This is a genomic window from Rhodopila sp. (assembly GCF_965277825.1).
Classification (GTDB): Bacteria; Pseudomonadota; Alphaproteobacteria; order Acetobacterales; family Acetobacteraceae; genus Rhodopila.
In genome coordinates this window covers 1,024,738-1,049,232 of the sequence record NZ_OZ255846.1, presented here as the reverse complement: position 1 = coordinate 1,049,232, position 24,495 = coordinate 1,024,738, and the positions used below count along the sequence as shown (strand labels likewise).

Below are 24,495 nucleotides of genomic sequence, written 5' to 3'. Positions count from 1 at the left end.
TCCAATGATCCCGACGCTTGCCGTGCGTGGTCTGAAGATCGCCTTCCGAACCGACGCCGGCCCCGCCGCCGTGCTCGACGACGTCACGCTGACGCTGGAAAAGCGCCAGGTGCTGGGGGTCGTCGGCGAATCGGGCTGCGGCAAATCCACCCTTATCCGAGCGATCTTAGGCATCCTGCCGCCCGCCACGCGGGTCAATGCCGGGGAGATCATCTTCGAGGGCGAGAACCTGCTGGCGTTCACCGAGGCAGAGCTCAATCAGCGCATCCGCGGCAGCCGCATCGGCTTCATCCCGCAGGACCCGCTGCTGTCGCTCAATCCGGTGTTCAAGGTCGGCACCCAGATGCTGGAAATCATGCGCGACCACGCCCCGCGGGGCACCAACCGCCGCGACCACATCGCCAGGCTGGTGCATCTGCTGACCCGGCTGCGGGTGCCCGATCCGGCCGCCGCGCTGGAGCGCTACCCGCACCAGTTCTCCGGCGGTCAGCGCCAGCGCCTGCTGATCGCCGCCGCCCTGGCCTGCGCCCCTGGCCTGATCATCGCCGACGAGCCCACCACGGCACTCGATGTGACCACGCAGCAGGAGATCCTGACGTTGCTGCGCGAACTGGTCGACGAACTCGATGTTTCGCTGCTGTTCGTCACCCACGATCTGGGGGTGGTCGCCGAACTGTGCGACGCGCTGTGCGTCATCTATGCCGGCCAGACCGTCGAATCCGGTCCGGTGCGGACGGTGCTGAACGCGCCGGGCCACCCCTACACCCAGGCGTTGCTGGCCTGCCATCCGGAGCGCGCCGCCGCCTTTGTCGGCATCCCGGGCACCGTGCCGTCGCCGTTTCGCATGCCGCCAGGTTGCCGCTTCGGGCCGCGCTGTGCATACCGGGAACCGGTGTGTTCCGCCGCGCTGCCTGCGGTCGTCCATGCCGGCACCGATGTGCGGTGCATCCGCGCGGCATGACCCCGCCGATCCTGGACGTCACCGACGTCTCCGTGTTGCTGGGCGGGTCGCGTTCCTGGTTCCGCCCGACCGTCGAACCCACCCGGGCGGTCAACCGGGTCAGCCTGTCGATCCAGCCCGGGGAGATCCTTGCGCTGGTCGGCGAGTCCGGCTCCGGCAAGACCACGATCGGGCGCACCATCCTGGGGCTGCAGCGCGAGACATCGGGCGAGATCCGGCTGGATGGCGCGGTGGTCAGCGGCCTGGCACCGCCGCAGGCTCGTGCCCGCCGCCGCGACATCCAGTATGTCCACCAGGACGCCGCCGCCGCGCTGGACCCGTGGTGGAGCATCGGGGCCACGATGCGCGAAGGTCTGCGCATCCACGGCACCGGACCCGCGGCCGAACGCCACGCTCGGGTCGACGCCATGCTGACCGCCGTCGGCCTGGACCCGGAGGCCGGACGTGGCTTCCCGCACGAATTCTCCGGCGGCCAGTTGCGCCGGATCGCGCTGGCTCGGATGCTGCTGTTACGGCCCAGGCTGCTGATCCTGGACGAGCCGACCTCCGGCCTGGATATGTCGGTGCAGGCAACGGTGCTGAACCTGCTGCTGGACCTGCGCCGGAAGTTCGGCCTGACCTACCTGTTCATCTCTCACGACCTGTCCGTGGTGCAGCGTCTGTCAGACCGGGTAGCGATCATGTTGCGTGGGGAAATCGTCGAGTGTGCCCCGACCGAACAGATCTTCGCGGCCCCGAGGCATTCCTACACCCAGACCCTGTTGCAAGCGGCGCCGCGGTTGGATCGGTGCGTCGGGCTGGCCGAGCAGGGCGATGAGGTGCAGCCGCGCCAAACCAGCTTTGGGTGATGCATCCGTCCAATCGCTTGTGGAGCGCCAAGAACCCGATTGGCATCACGCAACGTCGAGCCGTGCGGGTTGGTCCCCAGGTGGGCGCCGTGCCGAGGCGCCGGCGAACTTGCGCCACGCGATCACCCCGACATCGGTCCTGGAAAGACGTTCCGGCCCCGGCACTGTCGACTCGATCAGCGCTTTGTCCTGATCGGAAAACATCCGGTCGTGTACCCAGCGACGGAACAGGTAGTAATGCGCCCGAGCAAACCATTCCTTGCTCCGACCCATGCGGCGCCAGTTGTTTATATTGAAGCAGCGCGTGGTCTCGCCATCGATCGGCACCGCCCACTGGATCAGGCAATACTCTCCGCTCAGCCGGCCGACAACCGTCAGCCCGGGTAGCCAGATCTCCGACTGGTTCCTGATGCCATACACCTTGCGGGCTTTCGAGTTCTCGAAGCCCGCTGTCGCGCCGCGGCCGGTCGGCTTCATGAACCGCCACCACTCGCGCCGCGGGAAGCGGCCAAGCCCCGGATAATCCGCCCCGGTCATGCCGCCGGAGCGCTTGATCGCCAGACCCTTGTTGCCCTCCAGCGGTTGCGGGTCGAGGTTCAGCGCGTACGGAAGTTGGGGCTGGAATATCAACTCCGGAGAGTTGCGATGGACATACTGGGCGTGGTGGTCCTGCGGCCAGTTGTCCACCAACCAGCGCCAGTTGCAGCGGTAATCGGTATACATGGAGATATTGAAGAAGCTGTCCTGATCGCCGATCCACGCCGGCACGTCGTGTGCGAGGTTGCTGGGCGTCATGCTGCCGGGCCAAAGCCATATCAGGCCGGCACGGGCCTGAACCGGAAAGTTGGCGACCTCGACCTTGCGGACCACGGCGGCGTCGGGTCCTTCCATCAGCGCCGCGACCAGACGCCCGCTGGCGCCCTCGAAGGTCCAGCCGTGGTAGGGGCAGGAGATGGTGCCGCTGCCGGGATAGCTGCACTGGCCGAGCGACAGCTTGACCCCTCGGTGTGGGCAGCGATCCTGCAGCGCGAATATTTTGTTCTCGTCCCGGAACAGCACGATGTCGCGCCCGAGCAGCCGCACCGCTTTCGGTTTGCGGCCAAGTTCGGAGCTCAGGATGATCGGATACCAGTAGTTCTCGAAGCCGAGTTTGGGGATGGCATGGCGACGATAGGGCGTCTCGCCGGGTTCGTCGTGATGATCGAGCGGGGCCATTGTTGGTTCCTTGGGATCGTCAGGCGGGCCGGTGGGCGACCATGTCGATTTCGATCCTGGCGCCATAGGCCAGGCCGGTGGTACCGACGCAGGTGCGCGCGGGCCGGCGGCCTTCCGGGAAATAGTCGCGGTAGACCACGTTCATTGGCGCGTAATCGCTATCGAAATGGGTCAGATAGATCCGCACCATGGTCACGTGCTGCAGCCCCAGTCCGATCCCCGCCAGCACCGTCTTCAGGTTCGCCATCACATTGTGGGTCTGCGCCGCTATGCCGTCGGGCAGTACACCCGGAGCAGCGGGCCTGTCGGGCATCTGGCCGGTGAGGAAGACCCATCCGCCGCACTCCACCGCATGACTGAATGGGGCCACCGGCTTGGGGCCGCCATGCACCATGTGGAACAGCATCTCGTTCTCTGCCATTCGGCGCCTCGCAGGTAATGTCGTCGGGCATGCAGTCGCCATGCCAGGCAGTCCGCGCGCAGGCCGTCGGATCTGGCACGCGGGTTGCTAGCCCTGGATCACATGCTGGCCGGCCATCCGCGACATGCGGCCAGGCAAAAATCGGCCCGCTCCGCTCCCGCGATCTTTTGTTTCGAGAAAGCAATGCGATGATCAGGCTGCTCAGTTTATGGTCTCGGGTCGTGTTCAGCTTCATCGCCTTGCTGGCGCTGGGCCATCAGGCCCGCGCGGCCGACGTGAAGCCATGCCAGCCGGAGCAGGTGGCAAAGCGCTATCCCAGTCTTGCCGGCAAGACCGTCGTCGTCGGTCAGGACGCGGTCTCATTGCCCTACAGCTACCATGACCCGAACAACCCCGACCACATCCTGGGTGCCGACGCCGATTATGCTCGGGCTGTGTTCGCCTGCATTGGCGTTCCGGTGAGCTTCCAGATCGCCGCATGGTCAGGCCTGCTTCCGGCCGTCGCATCCGGACGTATCGACGTCATGTGGGACGATCTGTATTACACGCCGGAACGCGCCCAGCGGGTCGATTACGTCCTGTACAGCTTGGCATCCGACACCGCCGTACTGCACAAGGGCAACCCGAAGAATATCACCTCGCTGGACGATCTATGTGGGGTTCGCGCGGTCGCCGGTCTGGGCACTGTCGAGGCGTTGCTGCTGATCAACCTCAATCAGAAATGCACGCAAGCGGGCAAACAGCCAATCCAGGTCATGACCTATCAGGACCGGCCGAGCGCATGGCAAATGATCGAAACGAACCGGGCGGACATCGTGCTGTCCTCAGCCGCGATGGCCGCCGCGGCGACCGCCCAACATCCCGCCATGGCCACCGGCTTCGACTTCCTGCCCGACGTCAAGGTCGGCGTCGCCACCGCCAAAGGGCGGACCGAGCTTGAGCAGGCGATTGCCGACGCCATGGCGGCGACCCTGGCAACCGGACAGATCGCCAAGATCTACGCGTCGTACAAGCTGGATCCGAAACTGCTGCTTCAGCCCGTTATCCTAACAAAATGAGTGCGGGTCGCCGCTTCAGGATCCGGCACCGGCGATTACGCCTGAAAAGGAAGCAGCGGTCCGGCCGCTACGCGACATTTGCATCGGCGGACGTCATTGCCCGCGGTCCGGCCGCTACCACCGGAGCGGCCCGCATCTCTCGCAGGTCATCGACTTCATGCCGACCCATCTTCTAGGCTACCTGACCTCGTGGTTCCTGTTGCAGGGTGCGCTGCTGGCCCTGGAAATCGCCGGACTGGCGATGGTGGTGGGGCTGATCCTGGGGCTTGGGCTGGCGCTGTTGCGGTTGTCGCGCAGTGCGATCCTCAGCGGCATCGCCTGGTTCTACATCTGGTTCATGCGCGGCACGCCACTGCTGCTGCAACTGGTATTCATCTTCGACGTGTTGCCGGCGGTGGGCCTGACGTTCGGCACCTTCACCACCGCGGTGGTCGGCTTTTCATTGAACGAAGCCGCCTTCACCGCCGAGATAATCCGTGGCGGAATCGTATCGGTCAACCGCAGCCAGAGCATCGCCGCCAGCGCGCTGGGCATGCCGCCGCTGCTCACCTTGCGGCGCATCATCCTGCCCCAAGCGATGCGGGCGATCCTTCCGGCGCTGGCCAACCAGACGATCAGCCTGATCAAGGGCACGTCGATCGCGTCGGTGATCTTCGTCAATGAACTGACCTTCCGCGCCGAACAGATCGTCGCGCAGAACTTCCGCTTCTTCGAGGTCTTCGCCGCCGCCGGAATGATCTACCTGGCGATGACCAGCGCCGTCGCGCTGGCACAGCTTGGCGCGGAACGCCGGTTCGATTTCATGCGGGAGGATCGCGGCGGCTTACGGCAGCGTTTGTTGGCCGCCATCGGACGGCCCCGCCCGCCAGCGCCGGAGTCCGAGACCCATCCCGAACCGCCACGTGAGCGCCTGCCCACGCTGATCGCCAGCATCTGCCGCGATCTGGTCGGCACCGACACCGACCCCTGCGTCGTCTGCCGCAACGTGCAAAAAGCCTATGGCGCGCGGGAGGTTTTGAAAAGCGTCGACATGACCGTCCACAGCGGCGAGGTCGTGGTGATCATGGGACCAAGCGGGTCCGGCAAGAGCACCCTGCTGCGGCTGATCAATCATCTGGAACCACTGGACTGGGGCGAGATCACCGTTCACGGAAGTCATGTCGGTTACGAAAGGGTGCCCGGTGGCGGTCTTCGCCCGATCCGCAAATTGGCCCAGGCGCGGGCCCGCGCGCGGATCGGCATGGTGTTCCAGCACTTCAACCTGTTCGACCACCTGAGCGCGCTCGACAACGTCACCGAAGCACCGGTGACGGTCTATGGCCAATCGCCGGACAACGCTCGTGGCGTCGCCACACGCCTGCTGGCCGCGGTCGGCCTGTCACGCCACGCCAGCCATTATCCGCACCAATTGTCGGGCGGCCAGCAGCAGCGGTTGGCGATCGCCCGCGCCCTGGCCGTGTCACCGCGGGTGATGCTCTTCGATGAGCCGACCTCGGCGCTGGACCCGGAGCTGGTGGGCGAGGTTCTGGCGGTGATCCGCGGCCTCGCCGAAGCCGGCATGACGATGATCATCGTCACTCACGAGGTCGGCTTCGCCCGCGAGGTCGCCGATCGCATCCTGTTCATGGATGGCGGCGTGATCGTCGAACAGGGCGACGCCGAACAGGTTCTCGATCGGCCGGTTCACGAGCGCACGCGCCGCTTCCTGCGCATGGTGAGCAAGACCGAGGAAGCGGTTGCCTGATCCGGTCAGAAGGCCAGCAGATTGTCGCGGAACCGCTCGTGCTGATAGGCTTGTCGCACCAGGCCTCGCCGTTTCAATGCCGGAACCAATCCATCGGTGATCTCGGCCACGGTTTTTCGCGTCAGCGGATCCTGTATCAGGATTCCGTCGCCACCGATGTCCTGCATCATCTCGCCCATCTCGGCGGCGATGCTGTCGGGAGTGCCGACGAAGTCCAGGCCGCCGCCGCTGGGATCAAGCAGCATGTCGCGCAATGTCTTGCCGCCGTCGCCGGACAGATAAGCCTCGAAGGAGGCCCGCGACGCATTGGTTTTGATCGCCGGCAGCGGCGCGTCCAGGTCATATTTGGAAAAATCGACCATGCTGAGATAGGACATGCCGGCGAGCCTGGTCTCCATTGAGTCGGCCAATGACGCGGTCATCCTGGCGCGTTTGTCGCGTGCATCGTCCATCGTGTCACCGATGACGACCGAGGTGGCGAACAGCACCTTGCAGTCGCCGGGTTTGCGCCCCAGCGGTTGCATCTGCGCCGAGAGCCGTTGGCGGAACGATTTTGCCGCCGCCGCACCGCGCACCTTGGCAATGACGCTGTCGGCGTGCCTGGCGGCGAAGGCGATGCCGGCCGGGGAACCGCCGGCCTGACAGATCACCGGACGCCCCTGCGGCCCGGGTGCGGTGTTTAGCGGGCCACGCGATTTGTAGTAGCGGCCCTCGAAATGGATCGGGTGGACCTTGGTGTGGTCAGCGAACACCCCGCTTGCCGGATCGGCAACGATCGCGTCGGGCTCCCAGGACGTCCAGAGACGGTTGACGACCTCCATCCACTCATCGGCCATTTCGTAGCGCAGGTCGTGCTCGTAATGGCGGTCGAGGCCGAAGTTCTGCGCGGCACGGTCGTTGTGCGCGGTGACAATGTTCAGGCCGACGCGGCCGTGGGTCAGGTGGTCCAACGTGGCGCCAAGCCGAGCCGCCAGAAACGGCGGGTAAAAGCTTGTGGTGACGGTGGCGACGATGCCCAGGCGTTTGGTGACATGACCGAGCAGCGGGACGAGCGGCAGCGGATCGGACTTCGGCACCGCGTAGGCGTTGCGCAGGTAGTATTCCGGCGAACCCTTGTAGGCGTCCGCGACGAACGACCCATCCTCGATCAGCATATAATCGAAGCACGCGCGCTCCAGCGCTCGGGCCAGGTCGAGATAGAGATCGGGTTCCATCCAGTCCTGCCCGATCGTGCCGCTCCAGGGCTGGTTCCAGGCATGCACCGAATAGCCTTTGCCGACGAACCATCCTAGGTGGAACATGCGGACCTCCTGTCGAGCGGGAAATTTCGTTCTTGTGCCGCACAACGAAGGCGGTGCAGCAATTTGGGTGCCAATTGGCCCGCGGCGTCACGACAAGTGGCGCTACGCGGCCGGCGAAGGCGCCGCCATCGCCGCGCAGCCCAATAACCGTGCGTTTGATCGCATAGTGGTCACTTCGCCGGCGTGAGGCGCCACCACGCGCTTGTCCATTCCATGGCAAAACGATTTCTGGTTCCAGGCAGCCTGAGGACTTTCACCCCCTGGACGCTGGGCATGCCCGGCACACGGGACGCCGCCGCCCGCGCGGGTGCCTGAGCCAGCGTCGGATCCCGCCTCGGGCTAGTCTAGACGACAGCCCTGATCCCGCTCGCCGATCAGTAACCCGTCGGCGCCGCGACCCATCGCCGCGTCGGGGCGGCAGATCACAGTATCGCGAATCGGGGAAAAACCATTACGATCGCCGCGATGCACCGGTTGTCGATCCTGTCGCTGGTCCTGCTCGCCGCCTGCACACGAGGCCCAATGCCAGACGCCCATGTCCCGCCGTTCGCCTCGGTCCCGTTCGAGCCGTTCTCCAGGCAGGCGGTGGTGGCCATTGCACTGCGCGAATGGCGCCTGTTCGGCCAGCGCGTCGCCAACCCTGACGCCGAAGCCGGCCGGACGATTAAGCCCGAACGCGAGCCCGGCCTGTGGCAGCGAGTCGGCGAATACTGGTGGCTCGGGCTCGATCCCGGGTCGAAGGAGAGCGCCTGGACCGGCAAGCACGACGGCCAGGGCGCGGTGTTCCCGCCCGAGCTCGACGGCGACTATGCCTGGTCGGCGGCGTTCGTATCCTATGTCATGCGGATCGCCGGGGCCGGCCAGCGGTTTCCCTATTCGGCCGACCACGCCGATTACATCAACGCCGCGCGCAGGGTCTCGCTGGGGCAGACCAAGGCGTGGCTGATCGCGGCCGAACCGGTGCAGGATTACGCGCCCCGGCCGGGCGACCTGGTGTGCTTCGGCCGCGGGCCGGCCAGGCAACTGCGTTACCAGGACCTGCCCACCCCGGCGCTGTTCCCGTCGCACTGCGACATCGTGGTGGACACCACGGTCCCCGGCCAGATCGCGGTGATCGGCGGCAATGTCGAGGATTCCGTCACCTTGAACCGCGTGCCGGTGACCCAGGACGGCAAGTTGGCCACGCCGCAAGGTGTGGTGCTGGACCCTCGGTTCCCCTGGATGACGGTGCTGCGGCTGTTGGCGGACGAACCCGGCCCGGTGGCTTGACCCGATCACGGCGCAGTCGGCCGCTGTTTCCCAAGAGCGCTTGATCTGGCCGCGATGCCGGGAATTTAATTTCACGAACCGCCGGGCTTCGGCCAAACCTGCGGCTGCGGTCACCGCGTGACCGGTCCAAGACGCCTGTCCGGGAGAGTTGTCCATGGCTTCAAGCGTAGCTCCAGCCAATGATCCGTCCGCCACCCCTTCGTCCGCCACCCCTTCGTCCGCCGCCCACTCGTCCAACGGGGGCACCGGCGCGATCGACCCGATCGAGAAGGAAACCATGCGCCGGGTCACCCTCCGCCTGGTGCCGTTGCTGATGGTGAGCTATTTCGCCGCCTATCTCGATCGCGTGAACGTCGGGTTCGCCGCCCTCACGATGAACAAGGCGCTGGGCTTTTCGGCGGCAGTTTTCGGCATCGGCAGCGGCATCTTCTTCCTCGGCTACTTCTTGTTCGAGATCCCCAGCAACCTGATCCTGTCCAAGGTCGGCGCGCGCAAATGGATCGCCCGCATCCTGCTGACCTGGGGGGTGATCTCGGCGGGGACCGCGTTCGTCACCGGCACCTGGTCGTTCCTTGGCATCCGCTTCCTGCTGGGCCTCGCCGAGGCCGGCTTCTACCCCGGCATCATCCTGTACCTCACCTGGTGGTTCCCGTCCGCCTACCGGTCGCGCATCATCGGCATCTTCATGACTGCGATTCCGATTTCCATCGTCACCGGGTCGCTGGTCTCGGGCCAGATCCTGCGTCTCGGCCCGTGGGGCGGCCTGCAGGATTGGCAGTGGCTGTTCATCCTCGAAGCCGTGCCGGCGATCATCCTCGGCATTGTCGTGATGGTCTACCTGACCGACGGGCCGGAGCAGGCGCACTGGTTGCGGCCGGATCAGCGCCAGTGGTTGATCGGCCGCCTGGCGGCGGAGCGCAGCCAGAAGGAAGCGATCCGGCAGTACTCGTTCGCCGAAACGATGCGCAATTCCCGCGTCTGGCTACTGACCCTGGTGTATTTCGGCCAGAACGTGACCGGCTATGGGCTGGTGCTGTTCCTGCCGCAGATCGTCAAGCGGTTCGGCGTCGGCGTCGGCATGAATGGCTTGATCAGTGCCCTGCCATTCGCCGCCGCGGCGGTGGCGATGGTTTTTTGGGGGCTGCATTCGGACCGCACCGGGGAACGCAGCCTGCACGCCGCCGCCGCCTGCTTCCTGAATTTCGCCGGGTTGGCGGTCTGCGTCCTGCTGCACAGCCCAGTGCTGCTGATGATCGCGATCATCCTGGCGCAGATGGGCCAGTCGGCGATCGCACCCCCGTTCTGGACCCTGCCGACCGCCATGTTGTCGGGCACCGCGGCGGCGGCCGGCATCGCGCTGATCAACGCGGTCGGCAACCTTGGGGGCTTCCTGGGTCCTTATATGATGGGCAGCATCCGCGACGCGACCGGCAGCTTCAGCATCGGCCTGCTCGCCATCGCGATGGGGGCGCTGGTGTCAAGCATCGTTCTGCTGGTACTCGGCCACGATCGACGGCTGGAGGCATTGCCCGACGACAGCGAAAACAGCCTCGCTGGGGCGCCCGACCGCAGCATCCCGAGCGTGTCATGACCGGGGCGTCCTGTCCCGCAGCGCCCAGGCGTACTCGCCCCAGGCATCGTGTTTACCGCTGGGTAAGAAATTCGCCCTAGCATCCGGTGCGCGCGACCGCCGCCGGTGATCCGGCGCGGGCGCGGCTGAAGAAGGTCCGATGCATGCCGAAATACCCGATCCCGATGCCGGTGAACGCCATGCTGAACATGCTCGGCGACGCGTTGGACCAGGTCGATTTCGGCATCGTCGTACTAAATGCCGACCTGCGCGTGTGCTTCATCAATCGCCGCGGCCAGGCAATCTTGAACCTGCCGCCTGTCTTGCTGGCAGCCGCCCCGACGTTCCGCCAGATCATGAGCGAAACCGCCTCCAGCGGACGCTATGCGATGCCCCTGGCCAAGCTGTTCGCCTACCTGAACGAACGCGAGGCCGAGGTCCGCAGCGGCTGGATCCCCCCGGTCGTGATCAAGCTCGCCGACCGCCAGCAAATCCTGTTCCGCTGCGCAGCCTGCGCCGATGGCGGCCGCATTCTGACCTACGTCGACATCTCCGAGGAACTGGAGCACGAGGCAACCGACGCGGTTGCCCGGGTCAGCGCCGAACTGCGGTTCAACTCCGAGATATTGGAGGACCACGCCGCCCACCTTGCCGCGCTTGCCGAATCCGCCGAAGAAAACGCCCAGAAAACCGAGGCCGCTCGGCTGCGGCTGGAGCATGAAATCGCCGAACGCCGGCAGTTGGAAATCCGGCTGCGAAAGATGGCGACGACCGACGGCTTGACCGGATCGCTCAACCGCGCCGAACTGCTCGCCGCGGCGCAGCGCGAGATCGACGCGGGCCATGCGGTGGGCACGCAGTTGGTCGTGCTGATGCTGGATGTGGACCACTTCAAGGCGATCAACGACTGCTTCGGTCACGCCGGTGGCGACTGTGCGCTGCGGCACTTGGTCGCGACGCTGCGCGCCGGAATCCGCCAGATCGACCTGCTGGGGCGGATGGGCGGTGAGGAATTCGCCATCGTGCTGCCCGGCACTCCGATCGGCGCCGCCGAGGCGGTGGCCGAACGGCTGCGCGTGCGGGTGGCGGAGACCCTGGTGCCGTTCAACGACCGCCGCATCGCGATGACCGTCAGTATCGGCATCGCGATCCAGCTCGACCAGGACCGCTCGATCGAACAGGTCATCGTGCGTGCCGACGACGCGCTGTATTGCGCCAAACGCAACGGCCGCAACCGGGTGGCGACGGACCGGCGGCCACGGGCAGCCTGAACCGCGTCGGGCGGTGCGGATTTGTCAAGGCCAGCTAGCGCTTTGTCTCGTCGCATGAATCACGCACCGTGACCGTTCCGCCCGGCGCGTCCAGGCGCGACCGCGTCGCCCGCGGCGGCCGGCCGCGGTGGCCGGACAATTCGGCGCCGGCGTCCTTGGCCAGCCGCAGCGCCAGCAGCGGCGCCATGAACGACACCGCCGCGACGAACAGGAAGGCAGCGGAAAAATCCGGCAGCATCGCCTGGGCGTGGTGCGTTACCGCGATCGAGGCCGCCAGCGCCGCCGCCGAAACCGCGATCCCCAGGGTCAGCGACATCTGCTGGAACGTGGTGTAGAAGCTGGTGGCCGCGCTCATGTCCTCACGCGGGACGTCGGCGTAGGCGATGGTGTTGTAGGCCATGAACTGCAGCGACTGGAAGAATCCGTTCGCCACCAGCACGGCATAGATCAGCGGCAGCGGCCAGCTTGGCCGGAACGCCGCGCTGAGCGCCAGCAGGCCGGTGGCCAGGACGCCGATCCAGGTCAGCACGAAGCGAAACCCCATGCGGCGCAGTAACCAAGGCGCGCAGGCGCGCATCGCCAGCGAGCCGATCGAGCTGACGAAGGTGATCAGCCCGCTCTGCGCCGCCGACAGGCCGAAACCCAACTGGAACATCATCGGCATCAGGAACGGCATGGCACCGACCGCGATGCGCGACAGCGACCCGCACAGCAGCGACATCCGGAACGTCGTCACCCGCAGCAGCCGGAAATCCAGCATCGGCCGCGGCGTGCGCCGGGCGTGAAACCAGTATAGCGCCGCCGAGGCGCCACCCACGCCCAGCAGCGCCGCGACGATCAGGACCGAACCGACGCCACGGCTGGCAACCTCGATGCCGAACATCAGGCAGGCCAGCGCGGTGCCCGACAGGACCAGCCCGAGCAGGTCGAACTTGGTCCGCGTCGGTTCCTTCATCTCGTCGATGAACAACGTGACCAGGGCGATGCCGGCCAGGCCGATCGGCACGTTGATGTAGAAGATCCAGTGCCACGACAGGTAGGTGACGATGAAACCACCCAGCGGCGGTCCGACGATCGGCCCGATCGTCGCCGGCACCATCAGCCAGGCCATCGAGCGCACCAGGTCGGCTTTCGACACCACCCGCAGCATCACCAGGCGCCCGACCGGGGACATCATCGCCCCGCCGGCGCCCTGCAGCATCCGCGCCGCGACCAACGTCCACAAGGTCGGCGCCTGCGCGCACAGCACCGACCCCAGCGTGAACAACCCGATCGCCGCGCGGAACACCGATCTGGAGCCGAACCGGTCGGCGATGCGCCCGCTGGCCGGGATGAACATCGCCAGCGTCAGCAGATACGACGTGAGTGCCACGTTCATGCGCAGCGGATCGGCATTGAAGCTGCGCGCCATGGTCGGCAACGCGGTGGCGAGGACGGTGCCGTCAAGCTGTTCCATGAACATCGCGCTGGCGACGATCAGAAGGACGGTCTGCGGGCGGCTATGGCGCCTGCCGACGGCGGCGGGCAGGGGCGAAGGCGCATCCATCGAGACCAGCCTAATCCGGTCCCGCATCGCGTGATACCAACACTCCATCATAGGTGCCCCGATCTAGCGGCGCCATCGGACCATGGCTGGGCGCGCTCAAGGTCCGGCGGTTTGTTCGCGAACACGCATCCACGCCCGGGTTTTGGCGGCGCGCCGACATTGCCAACCGATCGTCCGGCGTCGATGCTTCCGGTCATCGCAAGCAAACAAGGACAGCCTCGTGACCGCATCCGGCCCGCAGCAACCGCAGCAACCGTCCGCCATCGCGCAGCGTCCGACCGGCCCGCTTGCCGGCGTGCGCGTCATCGACGTCACCACCGTGGTGCTGGGTCCGTTCTGCTCCCAGACGCTGGGCGACATGGGCGCCGATGTGATCAAGGTGGAAACCCTACAAGGCGATACCACGCGCCAGATCGGGCCGAGCCGCACGCCGGGGATGGGGTCGTATTTCGCCAATCTCAATCGCAACAAGCGCAGCCTGGCGCTGGACTTGAAGCGCCCGGCGGCGCGCCAGGCGGTGCTGCGGCTGACCGAGACCGCCGATGTGTTCGTGCACAACATGCGGATCGGCGCCGCTGCTCGGCTTGGGCTGGACTACGCGACGCTGTCGGCGCGCAACCCGAGATTGATCCACGCCTGTGCCAGCGGCTTTCGCAAAGCCAGCTCGTTGCAGGAGTTCCCGGCCTATGACGACCTGATCCAGGGCGCCTCCGGGGTCGCCGCCTTGAACGCCGGCCCCGACGGCGTGCCGCGTTATTTCCCCACCGTCATGGTCGACAAACTGACCGGGGCAACGCTCGCGTCGATGATCGGCATGGCGCTGTTCCACCGCGAGCGCACCGGCCAAGGCCAGGAGATCCATCTGCCGATGATGGAGACCATCCTGTCGTTCACCCTGGTCGAGCATCTGTGGCACGGCACACTGGGTGAGCCTGAGAAGGGGGTCGGCTACCCGCGTATGCTGACGCCGCATCGGCGGCCCTATCCGACCAGGGACGGCTACATCAGCGTGATCGCGCACAGCGACGCACAATGGGGCAAGCTGTTCGAGGCGATGGGCGTGCCGCAGCTGATCGACGACCCGCGCTTCAGTTCGGTTCCGGCGCGGTCGAGCAACATCGACGCCGCCTACGCCACGCTGACCGAGGGCATGAGGCAGCGCACCACGGCGGAGTGGCTGGCGCTGTTGCAACCGTTCGATATTCCGTGCGGCAAAGCCAACAGTCTCGAAGACCTGTTTACCGACCCCTACCTGACGGAGACCGGCTATTTCGAGTCCTACCGCCACCCCACGGAGGGCGATGTTGTGGTTCCGGCGATCCCGGCGCGGTTTTCGAAGTCGCCGCCGAACCTGCATCGCGGTTGGCCGACACTGGGTGAGCATAGCCGGGAAATCCTCGACGAGGCCGGATATTCCAGCACCGAGATCGATGAAATCACTGGCTAAATTATTGACCGGCTGATCCCATGCCTGGGCTGGGGAGCTGGGCGGTGCGACAGCGGCAGCCCGGGCTGCGGACGGCCTGATCGAGACTTCGGACCGGGGTATGCGACCCGGGTAACGGTTCTGATACCGTATTGGTATCAAGCCGATGTGACTTTGGAATTCACATCGATTTCGTTATTGTTGGTGTTACCGATGCGGGAGGCCACCTTAGCTGTGCCGCTTTCGTTGGGATATTAACACGGTTCTAGGACAGATACGAAGCATCTGAGGAACGCCGCCGGCGATCAAGCCGGCTCGCGCCCATTACGGTGCTTCACTGTCCTGTAGCCAGCGAAAGGGATGCAGATGGCGAACTTTACCTGGGCCAACGACGTCAACGGCGATTGGAATACCGGCACGCTCTGGACCGGCGGGGCTGTGCCGAATGCGGTCGACGCCGACGTCACCATCGACACGACGACGACGCTCGTCGGCGGCTACGGGGTGACCATCGCCGCGGGCGAATCCTTCACCGTCAACAGCCTGACGATGAACGACCTCGATCAGGGCGCCAATTCGTTCCCCTACATGGCCGCGTCGCTCGAAATCGACGGCACGCTGGCCTTCGCGCCGGGTTCTGCCGGCGCCATCGACGGTATATTGCAGACTCAGATTTACACCCCGTACGGTGAAAGCGGCGAAATCATCAACGCCGGCACGATCAACGGCTTCATCCAGTCCGGCGGCAACCTGCTGATCACGGGCACCAACGGCGTCTACATCACCAACGAACTGCAAGCGCTCGCCGGCACTGCGGTCATCGATACAAAATCGATCGCCGAGCTTTCGGGCAACACGCTGTTCGACGGCATCTTCGAGGCGAAGAGCGACGTCAACTCGCCGGATGCGCTCATCGAGTTTGGCGGCGCCCTGCAGGGCGACGTTGTCAGCATCGGCACCATCGAAGGGCCGCCCATTGTCGGCGGCTGGACCGAGCTGAGCTTCACCGGTATCAACACCGCGATCAACGAGTGGAACGGCACTATCTACGTCGGGGTCGAGACCACGCTGACCGACATCAAGGGCGGCGGCACGGTCGATGTGACCGACCACAATTACTTCACCACCAACACGCTCACGATCGAGGCGCACGGCACCAACGCTGCGTCCGGATTGCTCAATGTGCAGGGCGGCACGGTCACCACAGGCGGTTTGAATATCAATGGCGGCATCGTGCAGGGCGCCGGCACGATCGTCGGCGGCGTTACGAACACCGGCACGCTGGATGCCCTGGCTGTTCTCCTGGACGGCACCGTCGCCGTCAACACCCTGGACCTGACCGGCGCCCTGACCGGCACCGGCACCGTGCTGTTCGACACGGTCGAGAACCAGGGCCCGCCGACGATCAATCAAACCGGCGCGACGCTGGAAGTACATTCCGTCTCGGCCGGTCAGACCTTCGTCATGAACGGCGACGACACGCTACAGATCGACGACCCGACAAATTTCTCTGGCACGGTGGCAGCCAAGACCGGCGACAAGATCGTGGTTGAGGGCGTCACGGCGACCAGCGCGCAAGTGACCAACGGGCACCTCGTGCTGCTCAATGCCGGAACGACGGTGGCGTCGATCGCGCTGACCGGCACACTGGCCGGCTCGTTTGACACCACTTCGGTGGCCGGCGGCACCGAGGTCAATTTCGGCACCACAGCCAGCGCGCTTAGCATCACCGCGGGAGCCATGGCAAACTATGCTGCCTACTCCACCGCGGTCGCTCTCGATCCTGGGCTTACTCTCGCCGATGGCGGGTCAACGACGCTCAGCAGCGCGTCCGTAGCCATCGGCACTGGCTTCCTTGCGGGCGACGAACTGAGCTTCGCGGCTGAAACCGGTATCACCGGCAACTATGATGCCTCGACCGGCGTGCTCAGTCTGATGGGGGTCGCGAGCCTGGCCGCATATCAGGCCGAACTGGACTCGGTTGCCTATAGTTTCAGCCCAGGTGATCCGACCGGTGGCAACGCCGACCCCGGCCGACAGATAAATTGGGCGGTCAATGACGGCGCAAGCACTGCATCCACGACGAGCACGCTGGCGGTGTCGTTCAACAGCGACTCCAAGCTCGATCTTCTGTTCCAGAACACCAATGGCGCGCTTTCGGTCTGGCAGACAAACGGCGTGGATGCCTATAGTTTGAGCCTGCCGAATCCTGGACCGGCGTGGTCCTTGGTTGCGAACGGCGCGTTTTACGCTGGCGACACCGCCGACTACGCGTTTCAGAACAAGGACGGAACGGTCGCGTTGTGGCAGGTCCCCGGCGGCCAGCCCACGACAAGTGCCGTTGTCACGAATCCGGGATCCTCGTGGCAGGTCAGGGGGACGGGCGACTTCTACGGCGATGGCAAGACGGATATCCTGCTGCAAAACCAGGATGGTTCGATCGACGTCTGGGAAATGAACGGGAGCACGATCACACAGGGCGGGACCGCGGTTGCGGGGGGCGCAGCGATTAATCCGGGCCCGGCATGGCAGATCATGGGAACCGGCGACTTCTACGGCGACCACCATTCCGACATCCTATTTCAGAACCAGGACGGATCCGTCGCGATCTGGGACATGAACGGCACCGAGGTCACGCATGCCGGCAACGCCAGCGTGAACGGGAACGAGGTAAATCCCGGGCCAACATGGCGTATTGCCGGAACCGGTGATTTCTACGGCGACGGGAACACTGACATCCTGTTTCAGAACCAGGACGGGTCCGTAGCCATTTGGGAAATGAACGGGACGGAAATCACCAAGGCAGGCGACGTCGGAGTCAACGGTGCGGCGGTCGACCCAGGATCGAATTGGCACATCGTCGGCACCGGTGATTTCAACAACGATGGGAAGACCGACATCGTCTTCCGCGACGACACCGGCGCGGTCGTAACATGGGAGATGAATGGCACCGAGATTGTTTCAGCCTCACAACTGGCAAATCCTGGAACATCCTGGAACTCGGCCGGCAACGGCGCGATGCAGTTCATCTATAGTGCCGCCGCAGGCGAGACGTTGACGGCGTCAGCCCAGGTGCCGGACGAATTCGTCTTCGCCAGCTTCGCGGCGGGGGCGCACACGATCGCTGGCTTCAATGCGTCGCAGGATGTCATCGAGCTCAGCGCGGCGAAATTCGCGAGTTTTGCCGACGTTCAGCAAGCCACCACCGCGTCCGGCGGCGGCGCGATGATCAACCTGGGCAATGGCAGCTCGCTGGCGCTTTCGGGGGTTGCCCCAACGACGCTGCACGCCAGCAACTTCGCCCTCACCTGAGGCAAATCGGGCTCCGGCTGCATTGCCGGACCCCGCCAAGCAAAAGCCTGCGTGGACCGGTCCGGCCAACGCAGGCTTTTGTCTTTGCCCATTCGATCGATCGCCGGCGCGCCCGTGCAAACCTACCGCGTCGGGCGCGGCGGCGTCTGGGTGTAATCGTAGAACCCGCGACCCGTCTTGCGGCCGTACCAGCCGGCCTCGACATACTTCACCAGCAACGGGCAGGGCCGGTACTTGCTGTCGGACAATCCCTCATACAGCACCTGCATGATCGACAAGCAGGTATCCAGGCCGATGAAGTCGGCCAATTCCAGCGGGCCCATCGGGTGATTCGCACCCAGCTTCATCGCGTCGTCGATCGCCGAGACCGAACCAACGCCCTCATACAGCGCGAACACCGCCTCGTTGATCATCGGCACCAGGATGCGGTTGACGATGAAGGCGGGGAAATCCTCGGCCACCGCGCTGACCTTGCCCAACCGCTGGGCCAGCGCCTTCACCGCCTGGAACGTCGGTTCGTCGGTGGCGATGCCGCGGATGATCTCCACCAGCTTCATCACCGGCACCGGATTCATGAAGTGCATGCCGATGAACTTCTCCGGCCGGTCGGTGACCGCGCCCAGCCGGGTGATCGAGATCGAGGACGTGTTCGACGCCACCATGCAGGACGGCTTCAGATTCGGCACCAACGACTTGAACACCAGCCGTTTCAGGTCCTCCTTTTCCGTCGCCGCCTCGATCACGAAATCGGCGTCCTTGAATGCGGCGTAATCGGTCGACGTGGTGACCAGCGCCAAGGCCTCATCGCGCTGATCCGACGTCACCAACGACCGCTTGACCTGGCGGTCCATGTTGCGGGCCATGATGTCCATGGCCTTGGTCAGTGCTTCGGGCTTGATATCGACGATGGTGACCGGCAGTCCGGCCAGAGCGCAGACATGGGCGATCCCGTTGCCCATCTGCCCGGCGCCGACCACGCCGACGCTCTGAATCTCCGGCGGTTCGGTTACCATCGGGGCCACGCCAATGCCGGACTTGACGTCAATATTCATCGTCAGGAGCGCTCCAGTTCCGCCGCCAGTTCGGGCAGCGCAGTGAACAGATCAGCCACCAGGCCGTAATCGGCGACCTGGAAGATGGGCGCTTCCTCGTCCTTGTTGATCGCCACGATCACCTTGCTGTCCTTCATGCCGGCGAGGTGCTGGATTGCCCCCGAAATGCCGACAGCGACGTAAAGGTCAGGTGCGACGATCTTTCCGGTCTGACCGACCTGGTATTCATTGGGCACGAAGCCGGCATCGACAGCCGCCCGCGACGCACCGACAGCGGCCCCAAGCTTATCAGCAATCGGCTCGATAAGCTTGAAGTTTTCGCCGTTCTGCATGCCACGTCCGCCGGATATCACCACCCGTGCCGCGGTCAGCTCGGGCCGCTCGCTCTTGGACAATTCGGTAGAGACGAATTTCGACAGCCCCGGCATCTCCCCCACCGCGACGTTTTCCACCGCCGCGCTGCCGCCGTCGGCGGCGACCGGATCGAAGCTGGCCGCGCGCACCGTGATGATCTTCTGGCCGTCCGAGGTCTTCACCTTCGCCATGCCGTTGCCGGCATAGATCGGCCGCACGAAGGTATCGGCGTCCACCACCTCCGCGATGTCGCTGATCGGCTGCACATCCAGCAGCGCGGCGACCCGGGGCATCACGTTCTTGCCGACCGCGGTGGTTGCCGCCAGCATGTGCGAATACGCCGGAGCCATCCCCAGCAGCAGCGCCGCCGTCGGTTCGGCTAGCAGATGTTCCAGCGCCGGATCGTCCGCCACCAGCACCTTGGCGACGCCCTGCAACTTCGCCGCCGCCGCCGCCGCCTCGGTCACGCCGGCACCGGCGACCAGCACGTGCACCTCTCCCAAAGCCTGCGCGGCGGCGACAGCACTGCGCGACGGCTGCTTGATGCCCGAGGCGTCGTATTCAACCAGGACCAGGCTTGTCATCGTCAGATCACCTTCGCTTCGGTCTTCAGCTTGCTCACCAACTCGGCCACCGATCCGACCTTCTGACCGGCCTTGCGCTTCGGCGGTTCGCTGACCCCCAACACCGTCAGCCGCGGTGTCACATCGACGCCGAGATCGGCCGGCTTCATGTTGGCGATCGGCTTTTTCCGCGCCTTCATGATGTTCGGCAGCGACGCATAGCGCGGCTCGTTCAGCCGCAGATCGGTGGTCACGATGGACGGCAATTTCAGCGCCACGGTCTCCAGCCCGCCATCGACCTCGCGCGTCACGGTCAGCGTTTCGCCCTCGACCGCCAGCTTCGAGGCGAAGGTGCCCTGCGACCAGCCCAGCAGCGCCGCAAGCATCTGTCCGGTGGCGCTCATGTCGTCGTCGATCGCCTGCTTGCCCAGGATGACGATCTGCGGTTGCTCCTGATCGACGATCGCCTTCAGCAGCTTGGCCACCGCCAGCGGCTGCAGGTCGGCGTCGGTTTCCACCAGGATGCCGCGGTCGGCACCCATCGCCAGGGCGGTGCGGATCGTCTCGGCGCACTGCGCCACGCCCATCGAGACCGCGACGATCTCGGTCGCGACGCCTTTTTCCTTCAGCCGCACGGCTTCCTCGACGGCGATTTCATCGAACGGGTTCATCGACATCTTCACCCCCGCGGTTTCGATGCCCGAACCGTCCGACTTCACGCGAACCTTCACGTTGTAGTCAACCACCCGCTTGACGGGGACAATGATCTTCATGGGAAATCGTCGCCTTCTGGGACCTTGATGAGCACATACCTAAACGCCCGGTAACGCTAAGGTTCCGAGCACAACTTCGCACCTGCGATAGGGCGCCGGACCTTATGGGCGGGGTCTGTGGGTGTCAAACGCCCCGGCCGCGCCGTGCCCTTCACGCCGGGGCGGAGGCCAAGCCGGGTCGCGAGCAGCGGTCAGGTCGCGGCTCGGGCGGAGGCCACGGCGGGTCGAGGGCGAGGAGGCCAGGTCGCGGCCCGGTCGCCGGCCAAGCTCACGACCGCAACAAGGTCATCAGGATGACAAAAAGCAGGATCGTCACGCCCTGCAGCAGAACCCGCCACTGCATCAGCTTGTTGGATCGTCGCGGATCGGTCTCGCGCACCATGCCGACCATACCGGCGACCAGCACGCCCAGCGTGGCAAACATCATAATAATGACCAGGACTGTCAGAAACCCATGCATCCCGAGATAATGGCGTGTAGCTGGCACTTCGGTAAGTGGCCCGGCCGCGCCCGGCCCCGGTTTCTCATTGACCGGGCGGCGCCATGTGTGGTCGTACCCGGCGGATGATACGCGTCGCTCTTATCCTGTGCGCAATCGTCCTGGGCGTGCTTGCGCCATCGGCCGCCCAACCCGCCGCTGCCCAGCCTGCCGCTACCCAGCCCGCCGACCAGCCCGCCCCGGCCCAGGCCGCCGCGCCGCCCTCGATCTCGGCCGAGCAGGCCCGCGCGGCGCTGGACGTGTTGAACGACCCCGCCCAGCGCGCCGCCTTCGCCGCCACGCTGAACGCCATCATCAAAACCCATCCGTCGGCCACCGCAGCCCCGCGACCCGGCGCCACGCCGGGACCGCGATCCGGCGCCAGCCAGACCCAGGCAGCCGCGCCCGCCGAACCGGCCAAGCCGGCGCCGCCGCACACCACGGTTGAGGGCATCAACATCCCGCTCGCCCCCGACAGCCTCGGCGCCCAGGTGCTGCTTTCGGCGTCGGCCTTCGTCAACCAGGTCGGCACCCAGACGGTAGAGGCGATGAACGCCGTGCAAAGCCTGCCCTTGCTCTATGCCTGGGCGGTGGTGATGGCGACCAACCCGATCGCGCTCGGCATCCTGCTTGACGTCGCCTGGCGGGTCGCCCTGGTGCTGGTCTGTGCCGTCGCCGTCGAGTATGGCCTGCGCCGCGCGTTGCAACGGCCGATCCACCGCCTGGAAGGCCAGGCGCCCGCGGTCCGTTCGGCGGATCGACAGGAAATCCCCGACGCGGCCGTCCCGCCCGACCCCGAGGCACCCGACCTGGACGAGGCGGCAACCGAACCGCCGGCGCCCATGCAACAGATCCACGCCGAGACCGAGGACACCGACCCACCGGTCCACCGCCACCGGCCGCGCCCCTCGGCCTGGACCCTGTTAAGGCGTGTGCCGCTGGTCACCGCCCGCCTGGTGCTCGAACTGGTGCCGGTGTTCGGCATCATCCTGGTCGGACACCTGATCGCCGGATCGAGCCTTGGCGGCCAGACCGTCAGCCGGCTGATCATCCTGGCAATCATCGACTCCTACGCGATCTGCGTGGCGCTGCTGTGCGTCGCGCGCATGCTGCTCTCGCCCGGCGAATCCCGCCTGCGACTGTTCCATCTGCGCGACAGTTCGGCTGCCTACCTGATGCACTGGACCCGGCGGCTGATCCTGATCGCGGTGTTCGGCTACGCAATCGGCGAGGTCGGGCTGCTGCTCGGCCTGTCCGACATCGGCCACGACGCGTTCGAGAAGTTCGTCGGCCTGCTGCTGCACCTCTCGCTGGCGTTCATCGTGGTGCAGAAACGTCACGCCGTAGCCCGCCTGCTGCGCGCCCCGCCCGGCGCCACCGGCATGTTGGCCGCGATCCGCAACCGCTTCGCGCGGGTCTGGCACTGGGTGGCGCTGTTCTTCCTGATCGCCCTCTGGCTGGCCTGGGCGATCGAGGTGCCGCACGGCTTTGCCCTGGTGATCCACTATTTCGTCGTCACCGCCCTGGTGCTGATCGGCGCCCGGCTGGCGCTGCTGCTGCTGCTGGGCGTGGTCGACCGGGTCATGCGGACCGGATCAGCTGAGCTGGACTTCTATGCCGGCATGCGCACCCGGCTGAAGGTCTACCATCCCGCGGTCACCCTGGCACTGCGCCTGTTCGTCTATGTCCTGTGCGTACTCGGGCTGCTGCAACTGTACGGCCTGAACACCTTCCTCTGGCTGGTCGGCAGCGCACTCGGCGTGCGCATCCTGTCGGCGGTCGGAACATTGATGGTCACCATCGTGCTCGCGTTGTCCGTGTGGGAGGCGGTCAACGGCGGCGTCCAGCAGCACCTCGACCGGCTGCAGCGCCAGGCCCAGTTCGCCAAATCCGCCAGACTGCGCACTTTGCTGCCGCTGCTGCGCACCACGTTGCTGATCACCATTTCGATCATCGCCGGGCTGATGATCCTGAGCGAGATCGGCATCAACATCGCCCCGTTGCTGGCCGGTGCCGGCATCGTCGGCGTGGCCATCGGCTTCGGATCGCAGAAGCTGGTGCAGGACCTGATAACCGGGATCTTCCTGCTGCTGGAAAACGCCATGCAGGTCGGCGACACGGTCACCGTGTCCGGGCTGACCGGCACGGTGGAGAACCTGTCGGTGCGCACCATCCGCTTACGCGCCGGCGACGGATCGGTCCACATCATCCCGTTCAGCTCGGTCACCTCGGTCAGCAACACCAACCGCGGGCTGGGCAACGCCTCGATCAGCGTCAGCGTCGCGTATGATGAGGATACCGACCGGGTGGCCGACGAACTGAAGGCGATCGTCGCCGGGATGCGCGCCGAGTCCGACCTGTCGTCGAAGATGCTGAGCGACTTCCAGCTATGGGGCGTCGACAAGGTGGACGGCGCGGCGACGACCATCGTCGGCCAGGTGGTCTGCACCGATTCAGGCCGTTGGCCCGTGCAGCGTGAGTTCAACCGGCGCATGAAGCGGCGGTTTCAGGAGCTTGGGATCAGGATCTTCAACCCGGTGCCGACGATGACGGTGTCGTTGCCGGCCCAGGCCCCGGCTGAAAAAGGCGACAACCATGGACACGCTCAGGCCGCTGACTGACACGATCCGCACCGAGGGCCGTAGCTTCGTGCATGGCCCAGACATGCGCGCGCTGCTATGCCAGACCGGCGCGCTTACCGATTGGGCCGATTTCGCCGCCAGTTGGAACGATCTCGGGGCGGACACCTACATGGCCGATGGCGGGCGTTACCGCAAACGCCGCCACGCGGTGTTCAGGGCGACCGCCGGCGGGATCCATCGCCAGTCGGCCCAGCCGCATTACCAGAGCCGCGACTACAACACCCTGAACGGCGGCATCCAGCGCTGGTTCGAACCGGTCACCGACCAGGCCGCCCTCGGCGCCTCGATGACCGCGATCCTGCGCTTTTGCCACAAGCTGTTCGGCGAACTCAACCCCGCCCCAGTTTCGCCGGCGCCGGATTGGCACGTCGAGGTGCATCAGTTCCGCATCGAGGCGCGTCGCGACCAGCAAGGCCGTCCCACCCCTGAGGGCATGCACCGCGATGGCGTCGATTACGTGCTGGTGCTGCTGGTCAATCGCCGCAACATCGCCAGCGGCGTCACCTCGGTGCACGATCTGGCCGGCCACACGCTGGGCGATTTCACCCTGACCGAGCCGCTGGATGCCGCGCTGGTGGATGATGCGCGGGTGCTGCATGGGGTGACCCCGGTGCAGCCGCTGGATCCGGCCGAACCAGGGTTTCGCGACGTGTTGGTGGTGACGTTCCGCCGCGCGTGAGGCTGGACATTC

Annotated in this window: 19 protein-coding genes; 11 read left to right on the top strand and 8 right to left on the bottom strand. The window is 65.7% G+C overall.

The window, feature by feature from the left end:
- Positions 1–4 precede the first annotated feature (4 nt).
- Together ACQY4T_RS05390 and ACQY4T_RS05385 are read left to right on the top strand one after the other, a co-directional pair.
- Complete coding sequence (locus tag ACQY4T_RS05390) at positions 5–961, top strand: ABC transporter ATP-binding protein (protein ID WP_428538670.1); 957 nt, start codon at positions 5–7, stop codon at positions 959–961.
- Complete coding sequence (locus tag ACQY4T_RS05385; RefSeq protein WP_428538668.1) at positions 958–1,809, top strand: ATP-binding cassette domain-containing protein; 852 nt, start codon at positions 958–960, stop codon at positions 1,807–1,809. The genes ACQY4T_RS05390 and ACQY4T_RS05385 overlap by 4 nt, the downstream gene beginning before the upstream one ends.
- Before the next feature lie 45 nt (positions 1,810–1,854).
- Here ACQY4T_RS05385 and ACQY4T_RS05380 read toward each other — a convergent pair whose 3' ends face one another.
- Both ACQY4T_RS05380 and ACQY4T_RS05375 read right to left on the bottom strand, forming a co-directional pair.
- On the bottom strand, positions 1,855–3,024 hold the full coding sequence (locus tag ACQY4T_RS05380) for a Rieske 2Fe-2S domain-containing protein (protein WP_428538666.1): 1,170 nt from the start codon (positions 3,022–3,024) through the stop codon (positions 1,855–1,857).
- Between the two features lie 19 nt (positions 3,025–3,043).
- Positions 3,044–3,445 carry a RidA family protein gene (locus tag ACQY4T_RS05375; RefSeq protein ID WP_428538664.1) on the bottom strand — a complete coding sequence of 134 codons (402 nt, stop codon included), beginning with the start codon at positions 3,443–3,445 and terminating at the stop codon, positions 3,044–3,046.
- 188 nt (positions 3,446–3,633) lie between these two features.
- Between ACQY4T_RS05375 and ACQY4T_RS05370 the strand changes: the two genes are divergently transcribed.
- Together ACQY4T_RS05370 and ACQY4T_RS05365 are read left to right on the top strand one after the other, a co-directional pair.
- Positions 3,634–4,503: a transporter substrate-binding domain-containing protein gene (locus ACQY4T_RS05370; RefSeq protein WP_428538662.1), complete on the top strand. Its 870-nt coding sequence runs from the start codon at positions 3,634–3,636 to the stop codon at positions 4,501–4,503.
- A gap of 157 nt (positions 4,504–4,660) precedes the next feature.
- Positions 4,661–6,247 (top strand): amino acid ABC transporter permease/ATP-binding protein, encoded by a 1,587-nt coding sequence (locus ACQY4T_RS05365; protein WP_428538660.1) that lies wholly within the window; start codon positions 4,661–4,663, stop codon positions 6,245–6,247.
- 5 nt (positions 6,248–6,252) lie between these two features.
- Here ACQY4T_RS05365 and ACQY4T_RS05360 read toward each other — a convergent pair whose 3' ends face one another.
- Positions 6,253–7,548, bottom strand: a complete 1,296-nt coding sequence (locus ACQY4T_RS05360; RefSeq protein WP_428538658.1) for an NtaA/DmoA family FMN-dependent monooxygenase — start codon at positions 7,546–7,548, stop codon at positions 6,253–6,255.
- Positions 7,549–8,013: 465 nt separating this feature from the next.
- Between ACQY4T_RS05360 and ACQY4T_RS05355 the strand changes: the two genes are divergently transcribed.
- The 3 genes from ACQY4T_RS05355 (at position 8,014) to ACQY4T_RS05345 (ending at position 11,658) form a co-directional block, all read left to right on the top strand.
- Positions 8,014–8,817, top strand: coding sequence for a DUF2272 domain-containing protein (locus ACQY4T_RS05355; RefSeq protein WP_428538656.1), 804 nt, complete (start codon positions 8,014–8,016; stop codon positions 8,815–8,817).
- Positions 8,818–8,971: 154 nt separating this feature from the next.
- Positions 8,972–10,408 carry an MFS transporter gene (locus ACQY4T_RS05350; protein ID WP_428538654.1) on the top strand — a complete coding sequence of 479 codons (1,437 nt, stop codon included), beginning with the start codon at positions 8,972–8,974 and terminating at the stop codon, positions 10,406–10,408.
- A 143-nt stretch (positions 10,409–10,551) separates the two neighbouring features.
- The gene (locus tag ACQY4T_RS05345) at positions 10,552–11,658 is read left to right on the top strand and encodes a diguanylate cyclase (protein ID WP_428538652.1); all 1,107 of its coding nucleotides are present in this window, start codon (positions 10,552–10,554) and stop codon (positions 11,656–11,658) included.
- Between the two features lie 34 nt (positions 11,659–11,692).
- On the opposite strand, the gene ACQY4T_RS05340 is transcribed toward ACQY4T_RS05345, so the two are convergent.
- Positions 11,693–13,204, bottom strand: a complete 1,512-nt coding sequence (locus tag ACQY4T_RS05340) for an MFS transporter (RefSeq protein WP_428538650.1) — start codon at positions 13,202–13,204, stop codon at positions 11,693–11,695.
- A gap of 220 nt (positions 13,205–13,424) precedes the next feature.
- Between ACQY4T_RS05340 and ACQY4T_RS05335 the strand changes: the two genes are divergently transcribed.
- Together ACQY4T_RS05335 and ACQY4T_RS05330 are read left to right on the top strand one after the other, a co-directional pair.
- A complete protein-coding gene (locus ACQY4T_RS05335) occupies positions 13,425–14,651 on the top strand; it encodes a CaiB/BaiF CoA transferase family protein (protein WP_428538648.1) in 1,227 nt (408 codons plus the stop codon).
- Positions 14,652–14,996: 345 nt separating this feature from the next.
- The gene (locus tag ACQY4T_RS05330; protein WP_428538646.1) at positions 14,997–17,942 is read left to right on the top strand and encodes a beta strand repeat-containing protein; all 2,946 of its coding nucleotides are present in this window, start codon (positions 14,997–14,999) and stop codon (positions 17,940–17,942) included.
- Positions 17,943–18,064: 122 nt separating this feature from the next.
- On the opposite strand, the gene ACQY4T_RS05325 is transcribed toward ACQY4T_RS05330, so the two are convergent.
- From ACQY4T_RS05325 to ACQY4T_RS05310, 4 genes are all read right to left on the bottom strand, one after another.
- The gene (locus tag ACQY4T_RS05325) at positions 18,065–18,994 is read right to left on the bottom strand and encodes a 3-hydroxybutyryl-CoA dehydrogenase (RefSeq protein ID WP_428538644.1); all 930 of its coding nucleotides are present in this window, start codon (positions 18,992–18,994) and stop codon (positions 18,065–18,067) included.
- Between the two features lie 2 nt (positions 18,995–18,996).
- The gene (locus tag ACQY4T_RS05320; protein ID WP_428538642.1) at positions 18,997–19,932 is read right to left on the bottom strand and encodes an electron transfer flavoprotein subunit alpha/FixB family protein; all 936 of its coding nucleotides are present in this window, start codon (positions 19,930–19,932) and stop codon (positions 18,997–18,999) included.
- A gap of 2 nt (positions 19,933–19,934) precedes the next feature.
- Positions 19,935–20,684 (bottom strand): electron transfer flavoprotein subunit beta/FixA family protein, encoded by a 750-nt coding sequence (locus ACQY4T_RS05315; RefSeq protein WP_428538640.1) that lies wholly within the window; start codon positions 20,682–20,684, stop codon positions 19,935–19,937.
- 268 nt (positions 20,685–20,952) lie between these two features.
- Positions 20,953–21,144, bottom strand: a complete 192-nt coding sequence (locus ACQY4T_RS05310; protein WP_428538638.1) for a twin transmembrane helix small protein — start codon at positions 21,142–21,144, stop codon at positions 20,953–20,955.
- 146 nt (positions 21,145–21,290) lie between these two features.
- On the opposite strand from ACQY4T_RS05310, the gene ACQY4T_RS05305 reads away from it, so the two are divergent.
- Positions 21,291–23,783: a mechanosensitive ion channel domain-containing protein gene (locus ACQY4T_RS05305; protein ID WP_428538636.1), complete on the top strand. Its 2,493-nt coding sequence runs from the start codon at positions 21,291–21,293 to the stop codon at positions 23,781–23,783.
- The gene (locus tag ACQY4T_RS05300; protein WP_428538634.1) at positions 23,758–24,483 is read left to right on the top strand and encodes a 2OG-Fe dioxygenase family protein; all 726 of its coding nucleotides are present in this window, start codon (positions 23,758–23,760) and stop codon (positions 24,481–24,483) included. Before ACQY4T_RS05305 ends, ACQY4T_RS05300 begins: the two co-directional genes overlap by 26 nt.
- Positions 24,484–24,495: the final 12 nt, after the last annotated feature.

Coding starts and splice junctions, on each gene's coding strand:
- ACQY4T_RS05390 (WP_428538670.1), top strand. CDS start 5: ATGATCCCGACGCTTGCCGTGCGTGGTCTGAAGATCGCCTTCCGAACC.
- ACQY4T_RS05385 (WP_428538668.1), top strand. CDS start 958: ATGACCCCGCCGATCCTGGACGTCACCGACGTCTCCGTGTTGCTGGGC.
- ACQY4T_RS05380 (WP_428538666.1), bottom strand. CDS start 3,024: ATGGCCCCGCTCGATCATCACGACGAACCCGGCGAGACGCCCTATCGT.
- ACQY4T_RS05375 (WP_428538664.1), bottom strand. CDS start 3,445: ATGGCAGAGAACGAGATGCTGTTCCACATGGTGCATGGCGGCCCCAAG.
- ACQY4T_RS05370 (WP_428538662.1), top strand. CDS start 3,634: ATGATCAGGCTGCTCAGTTTATGGTCTCGGGTCGTGTTCAGCTTCATC.
- ACQY4T_RS05365 (WP_428538660.1), top strand. CDS start 4,661: ATGCCGACCCATCTTCTAGGCTACCTGACCTCGTGGTTCCTGTTGCAG.
- ACQY4T_RS05360 (WP_428538658.1), bottom strand. CDS start 7,548: ATGTTCCACCTAGGATGGTTCGTCGGCAAAGGCTATTCGGTGCATGCC.
- ACQY4T_RS05355 (WP_428538656.1), top strand. CDS start 8,014: ATGCACCGGTTGTCGATCCTGTCGCTGGTCCTGCTCGCCGCCTGCACA.
- ACQY4T_RS05350 (WP_428538654.1), top strand. CDS start 8,972: ATGGCTTCAAGCGTAGCTCCAGCCAATGATCCGTCCGCCACCCCTTCG.
- ACQY4T_RS05345 (WP_428538652.1), top strand. CDS start 10,552: ATGCCGAAATACCCGATCCCGATGCCGGTGAACGCCATGCTGAACATG.
- ACQY4T_RS05340 (WP_428538650.1), bottom strand. CDS start 13,204: ATGGATGCGCCTTCGCCCCTGCCCGCCGCCGTCGGCAGGCGCCATAGC.
- ACQY4T_RS05330 (WP_428538646.1), top strand. CDS start 14,997: ATGGCGAACTTTACCTGGGCCAACGACGTCAACGGCGATTGGAATACC.
- ACQY4T_RS05325 (WP_428538644.1), bottom strand. CDS start 18,994: ATGAATATTGACGTCAAGTCCGGCATTGGCGTGGCCCCGATGGTAACC.
- ACQY4T_RS05320 (WP_428538642.1), bottom strand. CDS start 19,932: ATGACAAGCCTGGTCCTGGTTGAATACGACGCCTCGGGCATCAAGCAG.
- ACQY4T_RS05315 (WP_428538640.1), bottom strand. CDS start 20,684: ATGAAGATCATTGTCCCCGTCAAGCGGGTGGTTGACTACAACGTGAAG.
- ACQY4T_RS05310 (WP_428538638.1), bottom strand. CDS start 21,144: ATGCATGGGTTTCTGACAGTCCTGGTCATTATTATGATGTTTGCCACG.
- ACQY4T_RS05300 (WP_428538634.1), top strand. CDS start 23,758: ATGGACACGCTCAGGCCGCTGACTGACACGATCCGCACCGAGGGCCGT.